General features: G+C 60.3%; 16 protein-coding genes, 5 pseudogenes and 1 other annotated feature. Of the genes and pseudogenes, 15 read left to right on the top strand and 6 right to left on the bottom strand.

All coding sequences use genetic code 11. The features are described from left to right. Positions 1-6: 6 nt before the first annotated feature. On the top strand, positions 7-222 hold the full coding sequence (locus tag AAAK34_RS03020; protein WP_431777736.1) for a hypothetical protein: 216 nt from the start codon (positions 7-9) through the stop codon (positions 220-222). A gap of 485 nt (positions 223-707) precedes the next feature. Here AAAK34_RS03020 and AAAK34_RS03015 read toward each other — a convergent pair whose 3' ends face one another. After that, positions 708-971: a hypothetical protein gene (locus AAAK34_RS03015; protein WP_431777735.1), complete on the bottom strand. Its 264-nt coding sequence runs from the start codon at positions 969-971 to the stop codon at positions 708-710. 389 nt (positions 972-1,360) lie between these two features. After that, positions 1,361-1,552, bottom strand: a pseudogene (locus tag AAAK34_RS03010) (integrase core domain-containing protein); the annotation flags it as partial. Positions 1,553-1,620: 68 nt separating this feature from the next. Here AAAK34_RS03010 and AAAK34_RS03005 point away from each other — a divergent pair. Beyond that, positions 1,621-2,771 (top strand): IS3 family transposase gene (locus AAAK34_RS03005; RefSeq protein ID WP_431777734.1). Its coding sequence is split into 2 segments (ribosomal slippage): positions 1,621-1,870 and positions 1,870-2,771, totalling 1,152 coding nucleotides; the frame shifts between segments, so codons are not numbered across the junction. On the opposite strand, the pseudogene AAAK34_RS03000 reads toward AAAK34_RS03005, so the two are convergent. After that, a pseudogene (locus tag AAAK34_RS03000) lies at positions 2,768-3,732 on the bottom strand (IS3 family transposase). The gene AAAK34_RS03005 and the pseudogene AAAK34_RS03000 overlap by 4 nt on opposite strands. Before the next feature lie 290 nt (positions 3,733-4,022). Then, positions 4,023-4,943: a LysR substrate-binding domain-containing protein gene (locus AAAK34_RS02995; RefSeq protein WP_231717650.1), complete on the bottom strand. Its 921-nt coding sequence runs from the start codon at positions 4,941-4,943 to the stop codon at positions 4,023-4,025. Between the two features lie 353 nt (positions 4,944-5,296). Here AAAK34_RS02995 and AAAK34_RS02990 point away from each other — a divergent pair, with 353 nt between their 5' ends. The 10 genes from AAAK34_RS02990 (at position 5,297) to AAAK34_RS02945 (ending at position 17,095) form a co-directional block, all read left to right on the top strand. Next, entirely contained in the window at positions 5,297-6,457 is a 1,161-nt protein-coding gene (locus AAAK34_RS02990) for an NAD(P)/FAD-dependent oxidoreductase (protein ID WP_055361514.1), read from the top strand. Beyond that, complete coding sequence (locus tag AAAK34_RS02985) at positions 6,381-6,701, top strand: (2Fe-2S)-binding protein (protein ID WP_308411487.1); 321 nt, start codon at positions 6,381-6,383, stop codon at positions 6,699-6,701. The genes AAAK34_RS02990 and AAAK34_RS02985 overlap by 77 nt, the downstream gene beginning before the upstream one ends. Then, entirely contained in the window at positions 6,698-7,744 is a 1,047-nt protein-coding gene (locus AAAK34_RS02980; RefSeq protein WP_431777733.1) for an FAD-dependent oxidoreductase, read from the top strand. Before AAAK34_RS02985 ends, AAAK34_RS02980 begins: the two co-directional genes overlap by 4 nt. A gap of 8 nt (positions 7,745-7,752) precedes the next feature. Then, on the top strand, positions 7,753-8,088 hold the full coding sequence (locus tag AAAK34_RS02975) for a (2Fe-2S)-binding protein (protein ID WP_431777732.1): 336 nt from the start codon (positions 7,753-7,755) through the stop codon (positions 8,086-8,088). A gap of 120 nt (positions 8,089-8,208) precedes the next feature. Then, positions 8,209-9,192 carry a Bug family tripartite tricarboxylate transporter substrate binding protein gene (locus AAAK34_RS02970; protein WP_431777731.1) on the top strand — a complete coding sequence of 328 codons (984 nt, stop codon included), beginning with the start codon at positions 8,209-8,211 and terminating at the stop codon, positions 9,190-9,192. Between the two features lie 96 nt (positions 9,193-9,288). Continuing rightward, on the top strand, positions 9,289-10,431 hold the full coding sequence (locus AAAK34_RS02965; protein WP_255416935.1) for an NAD/NADP octopine/nopaline dehydrogenase family protein: 1,143 nt from the start codon (positions 9,289-9,291) through the stop codon (positions 10,429-10,431). 21 nt (positions 10,432-10,452) lie between these two features. Then, positions 10,453-11,340: a LysR family transcriptional regulator gene (locus AAAK34_RS02960; protein WP_431777730.1), complete on the top strand. Its 888-nt coding sequence runs from the start codon at positions 10,453-10,455 to the stop codon at positions 11,338-11,340. A gap of 191 nt (positions 11,341-11,531) precedes the next feature. Next, positions 11,532-12,509, top strand: coding sequence for a Bug family tripartite tricarboxylate transporter substrate binding protein (locus tag AAAK34_RS02955; RefSeq protein WP_063840234.1), 978 nt, complete (start codon positions 11,532-11,534; stop codon positions 12,507-12,509). A 560-nt stretch (positions 12,510-13,069) separates the two neighbouring features. Next, entirely contained in the window at positions 13,070-15,109 is a 2,040-nt protein-coding gene (locus AAAK34_RS02950; RefSeq protein ID WP_431777729.1) for a hydantoinase/oxoprolinase family protein, read from the top strand. Positions 15,110-15,112: 3 nt separating this feature from the next. Continuing rightward, entirely contained in the window at positions 15,113-17,095 is a 1,983-nt protein-coding gene (locus tag AAAK34_RS02945) for a hydantoinase B/oxoprolinase family protein (RefSeq protein WP_431777728.1), read from the top strand. Here AAAK34_RS02945 and AAAK34_RS02940 read toward each other — a convergent pair. Next, a pseudogene (locus AAAK34_RS02940) lies at positions 17,077-17,852 on the bottom strand (IS3 family transposase); the annotation flags it as partial. The gene AAAK34_RS02945 and the pseudogene AAAK34_RS02940 overlap by 19 nt on opposite strands. Further along, positions 17,623-17,739: a sequence feature (AL1L pseudoknot), on the bottom strand. (Overlaps the previous pseudogene by 117 nt.) Positions 17,853-18,242: 390 nt before the next feature. Further along, complete coding sequence (locus AAAK34_RS02935) at positions 18,243-18,575, bottom strand: hypothetical protein (RefSeq protein ID WP_431777727.1); 333 nt, start codon at positions 18,573-18,575, stop codon at positions 18,243-18,245. A gap of 164 nt (positions 18,576-18,739) precedes the next feature. Here AAAK34_RS02935 and AAAK34_RS02930 point away from each other — a divergent pair, with 164 nt between their 5' ends. The 3 genes and pseudogenes from AAAK34_RS02930 to AAAK34_RS02920 all read left to right on the top strand — a co-directional run bounded on the left by AAAK34_RS02930 (position 18,740) and on the right by AAAK34_RS02920 (position 21,696). Continuing rightward, positions 18,740-19,573, top strand: coding sequence for a hypothetical protein (locus AAAK34_RS02930; RefSeq protein WP_431777726.1), 834 nt, complete (start codon positions 18,740-18,742; stop codon positions 19,571-19,573). 348 nt (positions 19,574-19,921) lie between these two features. Then, a pseudogene (locus tag AAAK34_RS02925) lies at positions 19,922-20,566 on the top strand (ATP-binding protein); the annotation flags it as partial. A 93-nt stretch (positions 20,567-20,659) separates the two neighbouring features. Next, positions 20,660-21,696: pseudogene (locus AAAK34_RS02920) on the top strand (ABC transporter substrate-binding protein).

Genomic DNA, 21,696 nt, shown 5'->3' with positions numbered 1-21,696 from the left:
CTGGCCATGCTCGAGTCGGGCGAGGCCAAGTCCCTCAAGGAGATCGCCGCCCGGGAAGGGATCGACAACAGCTACGTGAGCCGGATGGTCAACCTGACCACGCTGGCGCCGGACATCGTGGCCGCCATCCTCGACGACGCCCTGCCCAACCACGTCACGCTCTTTGATCTGGCGGTGGATCCGCCAGCGCTGTGGGATGACCAGCGCGCCCGGCTCAGGTAGGCGCGCGAGGGCCCGCTGGGCGGGATCTGCCCGTTTCCGTGACCGGCGTTGTCCCGGCCGGGTAGGCAATGACGCAATCCAACTCCTTGATCCGTCCGCGTGTAACCCGTTGATTCCAGTGAGGTCCGGGCCAGCCCCTGCGGACTTCGGGCCATTCGCGGAGAGCGAAGCCCGGGAGAATAATGGCAAGGAGAGAGCGAAAGGTGACCGGGAACGAGCCAGATGGCCGGCAGGCGAAGTCCGCAAGTTTTCGCGCGAATCCGCGACAACACGCGACTTCTGGCGCGATCAGACGAAAAAAAGCCCCAACCGAGAGTGGTTGGGGCTTCTTGATTGGTGGTGGCTGCGGACCCGGGTTCAATTCCGTGCAAGTGTAGGCCTGCTAAACCTTACCTGACGCATCCAAGTCCTGCGGATAGTTGCGGAAGTCTGGACCTGTTTAGGTCTCACCCTCATTTGTCCGCAGGATTCCGAATCCGTTCAAGTCACCATTTCGAGTCGTCATCTTCGAAAGTGGCGCCTCTACCGGTCGCAAAGTCTCCCATGCGGAAGCTGCCGTCGGAACTCGTTGAACCTCCCATACTGGTAAACAAGCTCCCATCGCTACCGACCACCGTGGAGCCAGTTCTCGTGTAAGTGGTCCCGTTCGAGGAAATGCTGATGTCGTCGCTGACTTTGTTGATGGTCTCGCCCGTTGATGAGACCCAAGTGCGATCACTGACCTTCTTCAGAACCTCACCTTGGTTCAATTCGGATATTCCGAAAAGCCGCTTGAAGAACATAAATGCCTCTCATCATTGATTCAAAAATATCACAAAGGATTCGCCGGTCAAAAAGGTAAATTTATTTCCATGAGATTTCCAACAAAGACTTGCCATCTTCTAAGTGCTGCTCCCCGGTTTTATATTTCAAAATTTTAAGAATTTCCGACAAGTGATTTGATCTAGGCGTGTAGTAATAAGTCTCGCCATCAATATCACATGTGCACTGCTCGCCATCCCATTCCATGGCAATCTGGATCGAAGTGGTTGCCGAATCGATCGCCGACTGAATTTCAGACTCTATTGCCTCCAGTAGAGCTTGTCTGACCTGCCCCCATTGACCGTACCAACGGATTGGAGAAGTCCGAGGTTAAAGGTTAATCGAAGTTTTGTTTCTGCTCACTGCCAGCAGCACCGCCAGCGCGCTGGCGGTGCTGCTGGGCGAATCGTGCCGGCGGGATGCGTCCCAGACTGCTATGCGGCCTGACCTCGTTGTAATCCCGCCGCCAATGTGCAATGCACTCCCGGGCCTGTGACAACGATTCAAACCACTGCTCGTTGAGGCATTCTGCGCTGCCCCCTGAAATCAGCCACATGACGGTCTGGAGTCCAATTACCCCTGAGAGGAAATTGGACGATGAAGAAGCGATTTACCGAGGAGCAAATCATTGGCTTCCTGCGTGAGGCCGATGCCGGACTGCCGGTCAAGGAACTGTGCCGCAAGCACGGGTTCTCGGAGCCGAGCTACTACGCCTGGAAGGCCAAGTTCGGCGGCATGAACGTGTCGGACGCCCAGCGCCTGAAGGCCCTGGAGGCGGAGAACAACAAGCTCAAGAAGCTGCTGGCCAACTCGATGCTGGAGATCGACGCCATGCGGGAGGTGCTCAAGGGAAAGTGACGGCCGTGGCGGCCAAGCGCGAGTGCGTTCGACAGCTCCAGGCCAAAGGCCTGAGCGAACGCCAGGCGTGCCGGTTGGTGGCCATCAGCACCAGCGTGCTGCGCTACCAGCCTCGCACCGATGGCAACGAGACACTGCGCGAGCGCTTGAAGGAATTGGCGGGCCAGCACCGCCGCCACGGCTACCGGATGCTGCACAACCGCCTGCGCCATGAGGGTTGGGCGATCAACGTCAAGCGCACCTGGCGGATCTACCGCGAGGAAGGCTTGGCGGTGCGCAAGCGTCGGCGCAAGAAGCTGCCGGTGCCCGAGCGCCAGCCGCTGGTGCGTCCCGAGCAACCCAACGAGGTGTGGAGCATGGACTTCGTGTTCGATGAACTGGCAAACGGCCGCAAGGTCAAGACGCTCACCGTGGTGGACGACTGCACAAAGGAGTCGGTCCAGATCGCGGTGGACACGTCGATTCCGGCGCTGTACGTCACGCGCGTGCTTGATCAGGTCAAGGCCGAGAGGGGCCTTCCCAAGGTCATTCGCACGGACAACGGCCCGGAGTTCGCGGGGCGCACGATGCAGGACTGGGCCGCCAAGAACCAGGTGGAGTTGCGTTTCATCCAGCCGGGTAAGCCCGTTCAAAACGCGTACATCGAGAGCTTCAACAGCCGCTTGCGCGACGAATGCCTGTCGCAACACTGGTTTGCCAGCCTGAGCCACATGCGCAGCGTCATCGACAACTGGCGTGAGGACTACAACCACCAACGCCCGCACAGCACCCTGGCGTACTTGCCTCCGGCCAAGTTCGCCGCGCAATGCCGCCAGCGCCCTGGCGGCATTGCGCCATCAGATCAACCCATTACGATTCAACCCACGGACTCTGAATCGTCGTGTTGCTAATCCTGGGGGCAGCGCAATTCATCTCTGAACTTGCCGTTGAAGCTCTCGATGTAGCCGTTCTGCATGGGCTTGCCCGGCTCAATCAGGATGTGCCGAATCCCGTTCTTTTGCGCCCAGGCCAGGAACGCCCGACTGGTGAACTCCGGGCCGTTGTCCGTTCGCACTGCTGCCGGGTAGCCGCGGAACCTGGCCACTTGGTCGAGGACGCGGGTGACGTACTGGCCCGAGATGCCGTAGTCCACCGTGATGTCCACGGACTCCTTGCTGAAGTCATCCACCTCCGTCAGACACTTGATGCGCCGTCCACTGGACAGGCTGTCCGAGACGAAATCCATGCTCAGCACCTCGTTGATGTTCCTGGCCAGTTGCAGCGGCACGCGCTCCTGCGTTGGGCGTTTGACTTTGCGGCGTTTCTTCACCGTCAGGTTGGCCTGCCGGTACAGCCGATAGATGCGCTTGTGGTTCACCCCGGGAAACTGCTGGCGCAGCATGTCGTGGATGCGCCGGTAGCCGAATCGGCGGCGCACCAAGGCCGTTTGCCGAATCTGCTCACCCAGGGTGGCGTTGAGCTCGCAGGGCTGCGGCGGGTGGCGGTAGCTGTCTCGGGATAGCCCCACAAGGCGGCAGGCGTGCCGCTCCGAGAGGTGATGCTGCTCAAGCATCTGTCGGATGGCATCGCGCCGCGCCTGTGGGGCTAGCGCTTTACCCCGAAGACGCTCTTGAGGGCGTGGATGTCCAGGTGCGCTTCGGCCAGCAGTTTCTTGAGCTTGGCGTTCTCGCTCTCAAGCTCGCGCAGGCGCTGGGCCTCTGAGACTTGCATGCCGCCGAACTTGGAACGCCATTTGTAAAACGTGGCCTGGCTGAAGCCGCCGCTGCGGCACAACTCGGGGATGCCCATGCCGGCTTCGGCCTGTCGCAAGAAGCCAATGATTTGTTCGTCGCTGAACCTGCTCTTCTTCATGTCCGTCATTCTCCTGGGTTGACGGACTTCTCTCGTTTACCGTGGTACGGCTGGTGGGGGGCAAGTCATTGCTGCGACACGTTCTGGACGTCTGACCATCCCATAAGGACCTCGTCAAGAGGGTGCTGAGCTGACGCTTACGCCCCTCCCGCCCGTAAATCGGTATGTCTTCGCAATGAACGTTGTGCAGCGGTACGCGCTGTAGTCAACCAGAGAAAGCACCTGAAGACCGGACGGCCAAGCCGCTCTCAGCAAGCTGGAAATCACGCAATTGCACGAAGTGCGGCTCGTCAACCTCGGACGATCAGATGCGTGGGCACCATCTTGCGGATCTCACGCCGCGCGTGGTCGATGAAAGGCTTGAGAACCAGGGTCGAGGAGTTTCTCGGTGAGATGACCATCGAGTAATCGGTCACGATATCTGGCTTGAAGGGGATGAACCTGACCTGGTCACCGGTGTAGCCAGTGGCCGTCAGCGGATCGATGATAGAAATTCCTGCGCCCGCTTCGACTAATCGGATCACGACTGACGAGATTTGCGTTTCGACATTGATCCTTCTGTTCACGCCGTAGGAAAGCATCAAGGAGTCGATCTTCATGCGTGTCTCCATCAGCGGCGCCATGGAGATGAAGCTTTCTCCCTCGAAATCTTCCGGGTTCAGGACCTTGCGGGTCGCCAGTCGATGCCCGACAGGAATCACTCCAACCATCTTGGCCGAAACAAGGGTCTCACTATTGCCATGCCTCGTCGCATGAACGGGCACCATGGCGAATCCCAGATGGCAGCGTCCGCTCTGGACCATATCCAGAACGGTTGAAGAGCTATGCATGTGCATTGTGATCAAGGTCTCTGGACGCTCCAGGCTGAAGCTGGCGATGGCGCGTGGCAGGAAGGACAAGGCCATGTTGGGGGCCGCGGCGATCTCCAGGTGGCCCAGCTTCAGTGCCTTGATGCCGCTTGCCGCATTCGCGATCCGCTCGATCCCCATCAATGACTGATTGACGTCGGCAAAAAGCAGTGTGGCCTCTGGCGTTGGAGCGAGGCGTCCCTTGTCTCGGGTAAACAGCGCAATCGCGATGCGCTGCTCCAGGTCGGCAATCAGGCGGGTGACGACGGGTTGAGTCACCCCAAGCATCTCGGCGGCACCGGTGACGGTCCTGCGCACCATGACCGCCCGAAAAGCCTCCAAGTGGCGCAGCGTGATTTTCATGCTCATAGTATTTAGACATGGTTTTATTTCAAGATGCTATCTTAATGACATTTTCTAGATAAAATGTTCAATAAAAACAATGATTTAGCATCGAAACAAAGAGGTATTGCATAAAAACATTGACTATGGTTTTTACCCTGGCGACCTGAGGTGATCTTGCTTACGATGAAGGCTGTGTTGAAGCAAACGTCAGACGGTTCGCAGCCATCGCAACTCACCTCTCGGTCAATGAACCCTCATTTCCATTCACCCCAGGCGATCCACTTGACGGCGCTGCTGAACCCTGGTGGTTCTGGCACTGCGGGGACCGCGCGCAGCCTGCGCATCGCCCCGAAGAAGAAAGGTCTTTGAACATGCAGCGTGAATACGACGTGATCGTTGCGGGCGCCGGAATCGTGGGCGCCGCCATTGCATACGGCCTGGCCGGGTACGACAAGCGGGTCTTGATGCTCGATGGGGCCGACAGGGACTACCGGGCGGCAAAGGCCAACTTCGGCTTGGTCTGGGTCCAAGGAAAGGGTTACCGCTACCCCGAGTACCACCGGCTGTCGGCGGCGGCAGCTGATGCATGGCCGGAGTTTGCTGCGGGACTGGAGGCAGAGACGGGAATTTCACTTGACTACCAAACCGGCTCCGGTCTGAAGTTCTGCCTGAGCGACGACGAGTTGTCTGCTCGCGCCAAGATGCTGGATGCTTGGGAAGCTGAGACGCCAGAACTGGCCCCCTCCGTGCGGATTCTTGATCGCAGCGAACTGGCGCGTCGTTACCCCACCATGCGACTCGGCCCTGACGTCGTGGGCGCGAGCCTGGGGGAGCAGGACGGTCAGGCGAACCCGCTTCGACTCCTGGCTGCGCTCCAAGCCGCCTTCCAGCGCCGGGGCGGCATGGTGCGCAACGGGCACCCTGTGACCTCGATCAAGCCCTTGGCAGGCGGCGGCTTTGAGGTTAAGACCAGTGAGCAAACGGCCCGAGCCGAACGTGTCGTGATCGCTGCCGGCCTTGGGTCGGTGGCGCTCGGGAGAATGATCGGACTGGACGTCCCCTTGCATCCCGAGCGAGGACAGATCCTCGTGACCGAGCGCCTGGCGCCTGTCCTGCCTGTACCCGCAAGCGGGCTGCGTCAAACCGGCGAGGGCACAGTGATGATCGGCGTGACTCAGGAGGACGTGGGGTATGACCTAAGTACCACTTCCGCCGCAGCTGTGAGGATGACCCGAAAAGCACTTCGCATCCTCCCTGAATTGGGCAAAGCGCGCCTGGTGCGCCAATGGTCCTGCCTGCGAGTGATGACGCCGGATGGGTACCCCGTCTATGCCAGCTCCCAGATGTACCCAGGCGCGGAGATCGCAACTTGCCACTCTGGGGTGACGCTCGCGTCATTCCACGCTGGCCCCTACGCGCAGGCACTGGCCAGCGGCCGTCATCTCCAGACTCTCAATGCCTTTCCTCTCGAGCGATTCAATGTTTCGAAAAATCAGTCCCCCCAGCACACCACCGCTGACGCTCTCCATTGATGGGAAGTCAGTCACTGCCGAGCGCGGTGAAACGGTGGCATCCGTGATGATGCGTCAGGCGGATCCCAGCTGCCGCCACACGCCCGTTCACGGCAGTTCGCGTGCACCGTTTTGCATGATGGGCGTGTGCTTCGACTGCCTGGCAATCGTCGACGGTGCGTCGTCAACCCAGACCTGTCTGGTCCCGGTCGCCGAAGGCATGTGCGTTGAGCGTCAACTCGGCCGGCCGAAGGTGGCGTCATGAGATCCTTTAATGCGGTGGTGGTTGGCGCGGGCCCGGCCGGAATGAGCGCAGCGATTGGACTGCGGGCTCAGGGCCTGTCCGTTCTGGTCGTGGACGAGCAGCCGACGCCTGGCGGGCAGATCTGGCGTGCAGTGGAGGCGGTGGCACCGACAACAACTGGCGCCCTGTTGGGCAAGGAGTACCTTGCCGGTGCTGATCTCGCCTCGCGCTTTCGATCCTGTGGCGCCAGCTATGAGCCTGAGACCAGGGTTTGGCAGGTTGAGCCCGAATGGAAGGTCTACATGACCCGCAGCGGTCAGGCGGAATCGGTGGCCGCCGGCCACGTGATCTTGACAATGGGCGCGCAGGAGCGACCCGCGCCATTCCCGGGTTGGACTTTGCCTGGTGTCATGACCGTCGGATCGGCCCAGATTCTGCTCAAGACATCGCGACAAATCCCCTCGGAGCCCGTCTGGGTCGTTGGCAGCGGGCCACTACCCCTGCTTTACATGGCTCAATTGGTCCGAGCTGGCGGCAAGATCGCCGGGTGGTTGGATACGTCGCCCGCTGGCGGCTGGCGCCGTGCGTTGCCCTGGATCGGTGCGGCCATGGCCAGCTCTAAGGACCTCCTCAAGGGGTTGGCCTGGATGCGGGAAATTCAAGCCGCCGGAGTCAAGCGCGTGCGCGGCGTCACGGCTGTCCGTGCCCTGGGCCAGGATCGCCTGCAGGAGATTGAATACATCCAGGCCAATGGCAAAACCATGCGCGTGCCGGCCAGCTTGCTTCTGTCCCATGAAGGCGTCGTGCCTTCGATTCACATGACGCAGGCGCTCGGGTGTGCCCACGAGTGGAGCTCGCAGCAGGCGTGTCTGGCGCCGGTTCTCGACGAATGGGGGCAAACCGACAAGCCAGGCATTTACGTGGCTGGCGACGGCGCCGGGATTGGCGGCGCCTATGCAGCCTGTGTACGCGGGGAGCTGGTGGCGCTTGGAGTAGCTCAGCGAGCTGGCCGCCTGTCGGGAGAGGCAGCGTCGGTGCAAGCGGCCCCCTTCGCGAAAAACTGAAGAAGTTATTGCGACTGCGCCCCATGCTGGACGCCCTGTACCCACCGCGCGCAAACATCGCCACGCCAACCGACGACACCATCGTCTGCCGGTGCGAGGAACTAACGGCCGGCGACATCCGCAAAGCCGCTGCCATCGGTCAGCCCGGTCCGAACCAGCTTAAGGCATATACCCGTGCGGGCATGGGACCCTGCCAAGGCCGTCAATGCGGCTACACCGTCGCGCACATCCTTGCCCAGGAGCAAGGCCGAACGGTCGCCGAGGTGGGGTTTTATCGCATCCGGCCGCCGCTCAAGCCGGTGACGCTTGCGGAACTGGCAACGTTGAACATCGACGAGCAATAGGCATGAACACGGCAAACCACGTGGTCGTCTCAGTGAGGGCCTGCTGCACAGGCCCAAGGCTTCAGGGCGGGTAACAAGACAAGAGGGGCTTGTCCCTCACCATTCGTAAAGGAAATATTTATGCGACTGAACATCTCGACCATGCGACGTAAGAGCGCCTTGCTGGCACTTTGCTTCGCCGGTACGCTCCAGACGGTGCACGCGGCGTACCCTGAAAAGCCCGTCCGATGGATCATCCCGGGGGCTGCGGGCGGCGCGGCCGATGCCACCGCCCGCATCGTTGCCAATGCGGTGAGCGCGCGCTGGGGACAGCCGATCGTCATCGATAACCGTCCGGGGGCCACCGGGACGATCGCCAATGACGCGACGGCGAAAGCCACACCGGACGGTTACACCTTGGGTCAGGCGACCATGTCGACCTACGTGATGTCCAACCATGTGCTTCCCCGCCTTCCCTACAAACCCGCAGAAGATTTCACCAACATCGCCAAGCTGTGCACCAGCCCTTACCTCCTGGGGGTGACGCAGAGCCTGCCGGTGAACTCGGTGTCCGAACTGGTCGCCCTCGCCAAGGCCCGGCCCACCGAGTTGAACTATGGTTCCTCCGGTAACGGATCAGCCCTGCATGTGGCGACGGAGCTTTTCCGCTCGAGCGCGGGCATCAAGATCACCCACGTGCCCTACAAGAGCGTTCCGGCATCGGAGATGGACCTGATTGGCGGCCAGATCCAAATGATGATCGGCAACTTCGCCACGATGGCCACCCATGTGCAGTCCGGCAAGATTCGTGCGCTCGCCATCACCAGCCCCAAGCGCTCGCCCCTGTTGCCCAACGTGCCGACGATGGCCGAAGCCGGCATTCCTGCCGCCGAGCTCACGACCTGGATTGGCGTGATGGCGCCTGCGAAGCTGCCGCCTGCCATTGCCAAGAAGATCCATGAGGAGTTCACTGCCGCAGTGAAGGACCCGAAGGTCATCAAACAGCTTGCCGATATCGGGTGCGATGTCGACCCGACGACTATGGAAAACTTCGACCGCCTGGTCCAGTCGGAAAACGCGCGCTGGGGCGCCGTTGTCCGTCAAAACAACATCAAAGCAGACTGATGCAGGCAAGTCGGGGGCCCCATCATCTCCCGCTGCCGCTGTTTTCATCCGGGGCACGGCACACGGCGCTGGCTCGGGATTTTCTTGTGCCGCTCGGTGGGTGAATCCCTAAAAGCCGAAAGGGCTGAGCGTATGCGAAACGAAGATGGAAGAAAAGTGAATCGGATCAAAGTAGGAATTGTAGGTGCCGGGGGCATTGGCTTGGCGAGTGCGGCCTGGGCCGCCCATCGCGGTCATGGGGTTTCAGTGTGGGCACCTAGTGGTAGCGCAAATGCGCTGCGAAACGAGCCGTTGAGCGCAACGGGCGCATTGGAAGCGACGCTTGCCGTGGGGGTCTCCGATAGCGCGCAGACGCTGGCGGATCAGGCCGACGTGATCCTGATTGCTGTTCCACTCAATGCCCATAAGGCAGTGATGGACGCACTGTTGCCGAATCTGCGTTCCGGACATCTGGTGATTGTCAGCTCAATGGGATCGTTGTCGTCGCTGTACTTGTATGAGCGCGCCGTCGCGCGCGGCATTGACCTTTGTGTTGCGAGCTTCGGCACGACCGCTCTCACGGCGCGGCGCAAGGGGCCGACTCAGGTGAACATCATGACTCGGCGTAGCCAGGTCGCGATCTCATGTCTGCCACAGACGGCCGCACCTCAGGCGCTCGCTGCTTGTGAGGCGCTGTTTGGCGACGGGTTCAACGAGGAAAAAGACCCGCTTGTCTCAAGCCTTGCGAATACCAGCGCTATCACACACGTGCCGCTCGCATTGTTCAATTGGACGAGGATTGAGCGAGCAGAAAACTGGCCCCAGTATCACTACATGACGCCTCGCGTGTCCTCCGCCATTGAGGCCATCGACGCTGAACGCCTGGCCGTTGCCGGTGCATTCGGTATCGAGGTGCGCAGCGTCAAGAAACACTTCTCGCAATCGTTCAAGGCCGAAGGGGATCGTCTAGAGGACATAGCCGCCGAGCTGCATAAGAAGCGTGGCGGACCGCCCGGGCCGACCCGGATCGATACCCGATACCTGTCGGAAGACGTGCCATATGGGCTCGTATTCCTCCTGGCACTTGGACGTGTGGCCAACGTCAATATGCCCTACACGCAGGCCATGATCAGCATGGCAGAACTGATCGTTGGAGAGGATTTTCTAGCGGGCAATGATTTGGTCGTTCATCTGGAACTCGCATCATCGTCCGTCGAAGGACTCCTGTCTCGTGTGCGAGTCTCTAGCGTCGTAATTTGAATTCATTGTCGGGGCAATGCCGTGGTACTCAAGTTGAGACAAATCGAGGCGTTCCGCTCCGTCATGCGCGAGGGAAGCATGGTGCGCGCCAGTTCGGCGATGGCGATCACGCAACCCGCTATTAGCTACCTGATCAGTGGTCTCGAAAAAGAGGTGGGGTTCGAGCTTTTCAGTCGACGCGGTGGCAAGCTGATACCGACGCCGGAGGCTCTGCAACTCATGGCAGAGGTCAACAGGCTCTACGACGGCCTGGATGGCATCAAGGCTGCCGCGCAACAGATCGCCAACCATGAGCGGGCTACTGTTCGCGTCCTCCTCACACAGGCTCTTGCGAGCGGCCGCATCATGAATGCGATCGGGCAATTTGCAGTCGCTCATCCGGGGCTAAAACTGGATGTCGATGTGGACCATCGGCTGACCATCATGCATCGGATCAGGTCTGCCCAAGCGGATTTGGGTATTCTTTCGTTGCCGCCGGTAATGGAAGGGGCTATTGCGACGAAGCTATTCGACAGCGAGCTCCTGTGTGTCGCGTCCGCGCCTGGCTTCCTTCATGGCGGAGTGAATGTCTCGCCCGCTGACCTTGATGGCATACCTGTCGTCGGGATCAAACCTGGGGGCGTGATCCGGCCGATGGTCGAAAACTGGTTTGCCACGGCGGGCGTCAGTCCAAAGTTCGTGATTGAGGTCGGTGATGCGGGGGCTGCCATCGAGCTGGTTCGTGCTGGCCTGGGTGTGACGATCGTCACCAGCATCAGCTTGCCTGAACATCAACGGGCAGGTCTGATTACGCTACCTCTCGATCCCATACAAAATTTTGAAATCGGAGCCATTGTTCCGTTGATGCAGCACCCAAATCGAGCGGCGCAAGCCCTTGTCGAATCCCTTCGGGTCAGCCTAAAAAACTAGCCTGTGCCGGCAGACAGGACTGCCCTATCAAAGGGACTTATAGACCGGCCGGATCTTTTGATGGGCTTATTTCACGGCTTCGAAAGACAATCGATTCGGCTTCCAAGTCCACTGAAATTACCCCAAAAAAGCAGTTGGTTGCGGCATAAAGGGTGACATCAGCGGGGTGTCCAAATGAATCGGAGAAATGAATGAATCGGTATCTCAAAAATCTTCTGGGAATTTGCATAGCTGTTGGCGCCGTCTTTAGCGCACATGCGCAATGGCCGGATCGCGCCATCAAGATCGTGGTGCCTTACCCAGCAGCAAACTCCTCAGACGTTGCAGCTCGACTGATCGGTGAAAAACTGGCAGCGCAGCTTGGTCAACCGGTGATCGTCGAAAACCGTGCGGGTGCAAGCGGGACACTCGGCACCGCCTATGCGGCCAAACAGCCTGCAGACGGTTACACCCTGGCCATCGGTGCGCCCGGCCCCCTCAGTGTTGGTCCCTGGACAACTGTGAGACCCCTCCCGTATGACCCGGTTAACGATTTCGTGGTGGTCGGCGCCATCGCCTGGGCGCCGCAGGTGCTCGTCGCGAAAAAGGACCTGCCTGTCAAGAACTTCCAGGAGTTTCTGGCCTACGCCAAGAAGCCCGGCGCCACACTGAGTTACGGCTCATCCGGCGTGGGAACGGTGCCGCAACTCATCGTGGCCCAAATGCTGAAGCAAACGGGTGTCAAGGCCGAACACGTCCCCTACCGAGGCGGTGCGCCGGCAATCACTGATCTGCGAGGCGGCGTCATCGACTTCATGTCGGACACCGTGCCCGTTGTGAGGGGCATGATTGCCGAAGGCACGATCAAGGCGTTGGGTGTGAGTACAGCCGAGCGGATTCCATCGCTTCCGGACGTTCCGACTCTCCAGGAGCAAGGCGTCAAAGACTTCAACCTGCAGGGCTACATCTTGTTGGTGGTGCCGGCCAAGACACCGGACCAGATCGTCTTCCGCCTGAGGAATGCGATGGACTCTATCGTCAAAGAATCAGATGTGCGCAAGCGTCTGCTTGAGATGGGGCTGACCCCGATGGATTTGCCGCGGGAGCGCTTTGCCACTTTCCTCCAGACCGAGTCGGCCCGCTGGAAGGCTGCAGTTGATGCCGCAGGCGCGGCAAAGACCATGGAGTGATCGTTTGTGTAGTGAAGCCGGAAGTGCTCATGGCATGCAAGGCTGATCACACAGCTTGAGCCTACTTGCTGGTTTCTGGAGATATTGGGGCGCATGCCGCCGATGGCTCCAGAAGGCCAAGCGAATGCCTCCGGCCCACCTTGCAGCGTCAGGCGGCATGCAGCCTCCCAGGCACATGGTCGTGCCAATCTCCTACGCTGATTTGTTGGGCGTAGACGCCGCAACCTCATCACCTTTGCTCAACCAACGTAGGCAGATTGTCTGCTTGCGTCTCTTTCCCGCAGTGAGAGGTCGTCATGCAAATAAATGTGACTTATTGGCCGGTCTTGAATATTGATTTGCTTGATGGGATGGCGGCAGGAAAAATCAGACCTGCTTGATTGATCGGCGTGAATCGCGCTCCTTACTGGGAGAACTACATCAACACGACCGAGTCATGAGCATGCGCTATGGCCGCAATAGATCTTCAGGTTCCGGTGATATCAACGGCCTGGCAAAGATCCCTTGCGTAGCCTGGCGTTAGAGCTTCTGCACTGAGAAACGACTAAAGGATTTTTACAATGATTCGCATCGGCGTTGACATAGGCGGCACCTTCACAGACTTCTGTGGGTGGCGAGAAGGCAGTGGCACTGAAGTCATCAGCTTGAAGGTTCCCTCTACGCCTCCGGCTTTCGAGGAGGGCTTTCGCCAGGGCTTCGAGTTATTGCTGGAGCGATTGGGACCCCAGGACGGCGAGCCGGCGGTCGTCATGCACGGCACGACCGTGAGCACGAATGCCGTGATCGAGCGCAAGGGGCCGAAGGTCGCTTTCATCGTGACCAAAGGCTACCGCGACCTGCTGGAGCTACAGCGAATGGGGGTTCGCAATCCCCTGAACATCTTTGAGACGCGGACCAAGCCACTGGTGGAACGCGCGATGGTCTTTGAGGTGGACGAGCGGCTTTTGCACGGGGGGACGGTTCGAACCCCAATTCGTCAAGAGGCGATTCAGGAACTGGTCAAGCAGGCCAAGGATGCAGGCGCGAACGGTTACGCGGTGGCACTGCTTCACAGCTACGCCAATCCAGCGCACGAACGGGCTGTCGAAGAAGCCATTCGCACCGTGGTGGGTGCCGATGCGGAAGTCAGTCTTTCCAGCGAAATCTGGCCGCGTGTCGGTGAGTATGAGCGGGCGATCGTGAGCGTGCTCAACGCGTTTGTGAGAAAGCGCATGAATGAATACATCGGCGCCGTTGAGCGGTATGTTGAGAGCCGGCTGCCGGGTTCGCAGTTGTTTATCACGCGCTCCAACGGCGGCGCCATGGCGGCCGCTGAAGCGCGGCGCTTCCCGGTGCACACGCTGCTTTCCGGTCCGGCCTCTGGCGTCACCGCCGTCCAATACCTAGCCCGAGCGGCTGGTGAGCGCAACATCCTCACGATGGACATGGGCGGTACGAGTACCGATATCTCGCTGCTGCGAGATGGCCAAGCCATGACATCGAATGCCGCCGAGGTCGGCGACTTCCCTGTCGTGATGCCGGTCACAGGCATCGAGGCTATCGGTGCGGGCGGAGGATCCATCGCCATGATCGATGATGGTGTGCTGCGGATTGGGCCGCAAAGCGCGGGTTCGTATCCGGGGCCAGCCTGTTTTTCTCGCGGCGGAACGGCACCCACGCTGACCGATGCCTACCTGCTAGCCGGATATCTTCCTGAAGCTCTCCTGGGCGGGAAGATGGGGCTTGATCGAACTGCCTCTGAGCGTGCGATGGCTCCCGTCGCCAGTGGGCTGAAGGCTGATGTATTCGGCGCGGCCGATATGTGCGTGGCGGTAGCGAGTTCAAACATGGTGGCTGGCGTGCTTCCCTACCTGGCGCGCCAGGGGGTCGACCCCGAAGACCTGACACTGCTCGTGTACGGCGGCGGTGGCGGCATTCACGGCCCCCTCCTTGCCGCTGAACTCGGCATCAATCGCGTGCTTGTGCCCACAAGCCCTTCAACATTCTGCGCATTCGGCGGGCTTGTCTCCGAACTCAGTCACGACGTGATGGAAACGGTGCATGGGCAACGTGTGGATGGGACCGCACTCTCCGAAAAGTACAAAGCACTTCGCCAGGAGGCAGGTGAATGGCTGTCCCGGCAGGCACCGCCTGAGCGCTTGGTATCGACCGGCTTCGAGTGCTGGGCCGAGATGCGCTACACCGGCCAGTCCTTCCAGGTCGATGTGCGCTTGCCGGATTCTGCGGTCGAGTCTGCAGACCTCAGCGCAATGCATGCGATCTTCCATAAGGAGCACGAGCGAATTTACAACCACTGCGATCCCGAAGCGCCAGTTGAATTTGTCGACCTGCGCGTCCGGATCCGGGGGGCCATGTCGATACCAGAGCCCGCTGCACCATCTTCATCGGCGGTCGGGGATGCATTCAAGGGCTCGCGGTCGATGCGTTTCCAGGGAGAGATTTTTCCTGAGGCGCCTGTCTTTGAGAGGTCTCGCCTCACCCATTCCGACGAAGTGCCCGGTCCCGCCGTGATCGAGCAATCTGACGCCACCCTCGTAGTGCCACCCGGCTTTGTGGCCCGCGTGGGCGCCTACGGCACCATTCTCATGACCCGGAGTTGACCCATGGATGCAGTTCGTACCGCCATTATGAGCAATCGCTTTAACGCGATTGTTGAAGAAGCGTCTGCAGCGGTGTACCGCACCGCTCATACAACGTTCGTCAAGCTTGTCCAAGACTATCAGTGCGCAGTCGCGACCGTCGATGGCGACATGTTTGCCTATCCCATGCTCTCGGGGGTGAATGTCTTTGTCGGCTCGCCTCTGAAGCCGACCCTTGACGCCATCGGGCGAGAAAACCTGAAGCCGGGCGACATCGTGATCACCAATGACCCGTTCACAACAGACGGCCTGGTTACGCACCTGATGGACATCACGCTGCTTTATCCGATTTTTCGGGATGATCGGTTGATTGCCATTGGCTGGGCCTTCGTGCATGCGTCGGATATCGGCGGAGCCGTGCCGGGCAGCATTTCTCCCGCCTTCACTGAAGTATTCCAGGAGGGGCTCAGACTCAGGCCCGTCAAGCTCTATGAGGGCGGCGTGCTCAACACCACGGTCAAGGCGATTCTTGCCGACAACAGTCGCATCCCCGGCGAAGTATGGGGAGACATCCAGGCCATGATCTCCGGCCTCAAGAGCATTGACCGTCGAGTCAATGAGTTGTGTGGCCGATATGGCGGTCAAGCCGTTGAGCAGGCGATGCAGGATGTCATTTCCTACGCGGAATCCAAGGCTCGCACAGCCATTGCATCCATCCCGGACGGCGTCTACGACTTCTCCGACTACTTGGAGGGAATCAATGACCGCCAGATTGCTTTCTTCTCGGCGCGGATGACCGTAAGCAAGGGAGAGATCCACCTCGATTTCTCAGGGACAGACCCACAACTTCCGGCTGCGTACAACCTGGTGAGCGGCGCATCAACGCACCCCTATGTTGTTCAATGCCTTTACGCGTTCATCCTGACGATGGACCCGTTAACCCCACGCAACGCCGGAATCCTGCGTGCCATCTATTCGTACACGCCGCGCGGTACGGTATTGAATGCCGTTTTCCCTGCATCCGGCGGATCCCGCGCGGCATCTGCAACGCGTGCCTACGACGTTCTCCTGGGGTGCATCAACCAGGCCCTGCCGGAGGGACTCGCTGCCGCCGACTCGGGCAATGCGGGCGTGATTGTCGTCGCAGCCCCAGATCCGCGCACCGGGCGTGATCGCGTGAACGTCATCAACACGATTCATGGCGGTGGCGGAGCGCGTCGCAGTCGCGACGGCGTCGATGGAACAGCAGTCCGGTACTCGCAGCGCAGCGTTCCTGTGGAAATCATTGAGGTGGAGACTGCGATGATCATGCGGGCCATTCGGATCGTTCCCGACAGCCGGCGTGCGGGTCGCTATGTCAGCGGCGCCGCCCTCCAGATGGAGATTGAAAATACCGCCCACCGCGCAGTCATGACTGTGCGCAACATGAATCGCTTTGTCTTTTCGGCCTGGGGCTTCAGAGGCGGAGAACACGGCGTCAAAGGCACTGCTGTCCTGAACCCAGGCCGTCCTGATGAACGTTCCATCGGCAAGATCTCCGTGCTCGAACTCAATCGAGGTGATGTGATCCAGATCACAAGCCCGACGGGCGGTGGATTCGGTGACCCGATGGAACGAGACCTTGCTGCGATTGCCAGCGAAATCCGCAACGGGATGCTGTCAACCGAACGGGCCAGTCAGGTCTATGCGGTTGTTTTTGATGAGCATGGCCAGATCGACGAGGTGGCGACTGCCGCCAGGCGACGGGAGAGAACCAGGGCGGACACTCCGGAATTCACTTTCTGCGATGAGCGCTTGCGGCAAGACCAAGTCTGGCCCCAAGACATGAGGCGTCAACTTGCGGCCATGGCCCTGACCTACGATCAGCGTATCCGCAGCCAGCTGGTAGGAACAGTCCACCATCGCATGATGAACGATGGGCATCAGGTCGATACAAAGATCATCCAGCAGATGGTTGACGACGAGGCGGCGAACATGACAGGTGTTCGGCGCTTGGAAACGTACTGACTGCCTCTATCGGAATGGTGCGTCAAGGCATCAGCCGCAGGCTGGCGGTCATACAGCGCCTGCTCCAGCGCATCCAGCACGAAGTCCGTTTGCATGCTGCGGCTGACCCGCCAGCCCACGATGCGCCGGGCATACACGTCCACCACGAAGGCCACGTACAGCCAGCCCTGCCAGGTGGAAACGTAGGTGAAGTCTGACACCCACAACTCGTTGGGCCGGCTGGCATGGAAATACCGGTTGACGTGGTCCAGCGGGCACGGCGCCGATGTGTCCGGCGTGGTGGTGCGCACCGTCTTGCCACGGCGTGCCCCTTGCAAGCCCATGGCGCGCATCAATCGTTCGACCGTGCAGCGCGCCACTGCGATGCCCTCGCGGTTCATCTGCAGCCAGACCTTATCGGCGCCGTAGACCTGCCAGTTGGCGTGCCACACGCGCTGGATGTCGGCCTTCAAACCCTCGTCACGCTGGGCGCGTTGACTGCGCAGTTGCGGATTGCGTTGACATGCTGCGTGGCGCCAGTAACACGACGGGGCCATCTGCAGCACCCGGCAGATGGGCTCGACCCCGTAGTCATCACGGTGACGGTCGATGTAGGCCTTCACGACTTGAGTCGGCGGTCGAGCTCCGCCTGCGCGAAAAACGCGCTGGCCGTCTTCAGGATGTCGTTGGCCCGGCGCAATTCCTTGACCTCACGCTCCAGTTCCTTGATGCGCTGCGCTTCTGACGTGGTGGTGCCAGGGCGCTGGCCGCTGTCGACCCGAGAAAGTGCTCCATCGCAAGGGAGAGTCAATGTCAGCTCTCAGTTGCCGCAATCATTCGACCCGTGAACCCGATCGACTGCTCCTGGCAGGCCTGACGGTGCTCCGAGACCGTTCAACTCACACCCAAGTCATCTTTCTGAGCCATCATCACCACCTCACATCAACTGTCAGACAAGTCTTTGGGTCAGCGGTAAACGTGATCCAGTTGACGCGCTGATGCCTTTCTAAGGTGAGCGCATCAAAGTACGGTGACGAACAACGGAAGCGACAGCGCCAACTTGCCCGCGCATGATGAAATAGTAGCGAGCCAGCTACTTCTGCTTCGTGTAGCGTTCCGGACGCTCGTCGGATTGTCCAGAAGGTCTGCAGCGTGCCTCATCCCGTCCTCATCGAATCTGCGGCTGGACTCCTATCTGAACGTCGAAGCTGGAGACGAGCAAAGCACCGCAGTCGAGGCCATGCTTTGCGTTCCTCCAGCCGGGCTCGTGTGCATCGATGTACATCGCCGCAGCGTCCCGGAATTTCACCTGCCTTGCTTCACCTGCGACACGCTCGGCCAAAGCCTCACGACGCGCTTCGATGGGGTCCCGCCCATCTTCCTCGCTTCCTGCCGCACTCGATGACAACAGCGGTTGGCTGATTTCCTCCCTGCGCTTATCCAGCAGCTCTCGTTCAGAGGGCGGAAGTCGCTTCAGGTCCTCCGCATGGTTCCATGGCATAACGCCTCCTAAGGATCAGCTCTGTTCGTCCCTAGGTTGCCTTTTGATGGGACTCCGCCAGCCCTGTTAGTGCGGACGAGTTCCCGACTGCATGGCGCGCCAATTGAGAATTCCATGTACCCCTCTGTAGATGTCACTGTGCCCTCGCCGCTGACGTGTGGGAAATGCCTATTGTGGAGGCTCAGGGCGCGGCGATGATTGCTTCGCCGGCTGACCTAAGCCTGCTGCCGATGTTGCCCGGCAGGGTGCCGGGATGGGCGGGCCCCGTCCATGGGGCAAGCCCCGATGCGCCGGACGAGGCGGCCGTTCTTGCTACTTCAATCATGCAGGAAGTGCACAAAGCCGAGGGCAAATCGCTCCTCCATCTCAACTTACCATTGCATGATGATGCCCGGTACAAAGGCGAACTGGAGATCGTTTCCATCCTTGGTTCCGGCGAAGAAATTGAGGCCGAAGAAGTTTTCAGCGTCCATGACTTCCTACCGGGCAGGATTTGTGTGTCGAGGGCCGAGGACCTGACGCTCCGGATCGATGCGCTAGACCAAGAGGCGACTTTCCCGACGAAGGCGGGTGGCCGTCTTCGGCCCGTTCTCTTGCCGCTGGTTGGCAACAGTGTGGGCTATCTGCAGTCCGATCTTGTGATGCGCATGCCGCGGCTCCCGACGCACAACTCACGAATTCCCCTCACTGCGACGGCCAGAAGGGGTGGAGCAGACGTTCTTCTCTCCGGTGCCAAAGTCGGCGAGCTACTGTACTGGAATTGGAAGTGGAGGCCAACCCATCCAAAGAATATGGGTAGTCAAACCGGCGTGGCGCTAGTTCTCGACCGCGAGGTGACTAAGCGACTATTGCACGTTGAAGGCATGCGGCTCTGCCACGTGTGGAGGGTGACGGTGCAGTCGCGCGAAACTGACTACGGGGAGTGGCGTGAGGAGGTCTGGCAAGGATCCATTGTCGACCTGGGTCCCGCTAGCTCACCGGTGGTTATCAGCAGTTGACCAGATCTGGGCGTGGCAAGTTGGCTTTCTCAGTCCCGCTCGCCGGTTTCCAGAGTCCCGAAGGGAATGGCCGTTCAGCGCAGAAAACCAGGCGCACGAGCGTGCTTACTGGATGGCCGCTCGCGCCACAGGCCGGCCAGTGAGCCTTGAGACGATGCAAGTCGCTCGATCACGACAGCACGCTGAAAACCACCAAGGGGCGAATGACATATTCACACTCCCACGGTGCGCCGGTGCGGAGAGAGATGAGTCAACGGTGAAATGCACCGAATTGGTGCGAACTTGCGCGAGGCGCTAGAGTTGAAGCCTAATTTGGATGGAAAATATGTCTAACTTTGGCGCTGCCCACCCGGGGAGATCTCGCTAGCCCATCAAGGTGTGCTGTTTCTCGATGAATTGCCCGAGTTTCCCCGCGCCGCACTGGAAGCCCTGCGCGAACCGTTGGAAACCGGCCACATCACCATTTCCCGGGCCGCCCAGCGGGCTGATTTTCCGGCGCGGTTCCAGCTTATCGCGGCCATGAACCCCTGCCCTTGCGGCTACCTGGGCTCCCGCGTGCGCGCCTGCCGATGCACGCCCGATCAGGTCTCACGCTACCAGGGCAAGCTGTCAGGCCCCCTCATTGACCGCATCGACCTACATGTCGAACTGGGCGCCTTGTCGGCCGACGAACTGCTCACCGCCCCGCCGGGCGAGCCTTCCGCAGCCCTGCGCGAGCGCTGCAAAGCCGCACGAGAAAGGGCTGTTGCCCGGCAAGGCCACGCCAACCAGGCGCTGCAAGGCCAAGCCATTGATCAGCACGTCAGGCTCAGCCCCAGCGTCGCCAGCTTCCTGACCTCTGCGGCCGCACGCCTGGGCTGGAGTGCCCGCGCCACCCACCGGGCCCTGAAGGTTGCGCGCACCGTGGCTGACCTGGAAAATTGCGAAGAAGTCGAAGTCGGCCACGTGGCAGAGGCGGTTCAGTACCGGCGAGGGCTGCAGACGCGGAACTGAGCTCAGGCGGGCACGATTCTTGGCACCGTTCTTGCGTAATCGCTGCTAACATTAATCGCCTCAACGAACTCATAGGGAGCACCTTCAATGTTCATGACCCGCCGCCACGGCCTCGGACTCGCTGCCGCCCTGTTGGTCGCAGCCACTTCGCCCCAAATCAGTGCACAGACACTGACACCCATCAAGTTCCAACTTGACTGGCGCTTCGAAGGCCCGGCGGCGCTGTTCTTGCAACCCATTGCAAAGGGTTATTTCAAGCAGGCGGGTCTGGACGTCACGCTGGATGCCGGCAACGGCTCCGGTGGCGCGGTCACGCGCGTGGCCTCCGGTGCCTATGACATGGGCTTTGCCGATCTGGCAGCGCTGATGGAATTTCACGCCAACAACCCCGACGCACCGAACAAGCCGGTGGCCGTCATGATGGTTTACAACAACACACCTGCGGCGGTGTTCACGCTAAAAAATCCGGCCTCACCAAGCCCGCAGACCTGAGCGGCAAGAAGCTCGGCGCCCCAGTGTTCGACGCGGGCCGCCGCGGTTTTCCGGTCTTCGCCAAGGCCAACGGCGTAAAAGACGTCAATTGGGTGTCGATGGATCCGCCGCTGCGCGAAACCATGCTCGTGCGCGGCGATGTGGATGCCATCACTGGCTTCGGCTTCACCTCGCTGCTCAATCTGGAAGCCCGTGGCGTGAAAGCCCAGGACGTGATCCTGATGCCCTACGCTGACCATGGCGTGAAACTCTATGGCAACGCCATCATCGTGGGCCAGAAGCTGCTGAAGGAGAACCCGAACGCCGTCAAGGCCTTCCTGTCTGCCTTCGCCAAGGGCGCCAAGGAGGTCATGGCGAATCCCGCGGCGTCCATAGAGCACGTGAAGGCGCGCGACGGCATCGTCAACGTGCCCATGGAGACACGTCGCCTGCAACTGGCCATTGAAAGCGTCATTGCCAGCCCTGACGCGCGCGCAGAAGGCTTCGGCCAGATCGTGCCCAGCCGCCTGTCCCTGATGGCCTCGCAAGTGTCTGATGCCTATGGCACCAAGACTCGCGTCAACCCTGATGCGGTGTGGAACGGCAGCTTCCTGCCCTCCAAGGCCGAACTCAACGTACTGCCGCCGGCGCGCAAGTAA

Source organism: Ottowia caeni, assembly GCF_050821495.1.
In the GTDB taxonomy this organism is placed as follows: domain Bacteria; phylum Pseudomonadota; class Gammaproteobacteria; order Burkholderiales; family Burkholderiaceae_C; genus Ottowia; species Ottowia caeni.
The sequence above is the reverse complement of the archived record's forward strand: the minus strand, read 5'-3'. Positions and strand labels throughout refer to the sequence as shown.

Coding starts and splice junctions, on each gene's coding strand:
- AAAK34_RS03020 (WP_431777736.1), top strand. CDS start 7: ATGCTCGAGTCGGGCGAGGCCAAGTCCCTCAAGGAGATCGCCGCCCGG.
- AAAK34_RS02995 (WP_231717650.1), bottom strand. CDS start 4,943: ATGAAAATCACGCTGCGCCACTTGGAGGCTTTTCGGGCGGTCATGGTG.
- AAAK34_RS02990 (WP_055361514.1), top strand. CDS start 5,297: ATGCAGCGTGAATACGACGTGATCGTTGCGGGCGCCGGAATCGTGGGC.
- AAAK34_RS02985 (WP_308411487.1), top strand. CDS start 6,381: ATGCCTTTCCTCTCGAGCGATTCAATGTTTCGAAAAATCAGTCCCCCC.
- AAAK34_RS02980 (WP_431777733.1), top strand. CDS start 6,698: ATGAGATCCTTTAATGCGGTGGTGGTTGGCGCGGGCCCGGCCGGAATG.
- AAAK34_RS02970 (WP_431777731.1), top strand. CDS start 8,209: ATGCGACTGAACATCTCGACCATGCGACGTAAGAGCGCCTTGCTGGCA.
- AAAK34_RS02955 (WP_063840234.1), top strand. CDS start 11,532: ATGAATCGGTATCTCAAAAATCTTCTGGGAATTTGCATAGCTGTTGGC.
- AAAK34_RS02950 (WP_431777729.1), top strand. CDS start 13,070: ATGATTCGCATCGGCGTTGACATAGGCGGCACCTTCACAGACTTCTGT.
- AAAK34_RS02945 (WP_431777728.1), top strand. CDS start 15,113: ATGGATGCAGTTCGTACCGCCATTATGAGCAATCGCTTTAACGCGATT.
- AAAK34_RS02935 (WP_431777727.1), bottom strand. CDS start 18,575: ATGCCATGGAACCATGCGGAGGACCTGAAGCGACTTCCGCCCTCTGAA.
- AAAK34_RS02930 (WP_431777726.1), top strand. CDS start 18,740: ATGCCTATTGTGGAGGCTCAGGGCGCGGCGATGATTGCTTCGCCGGCT.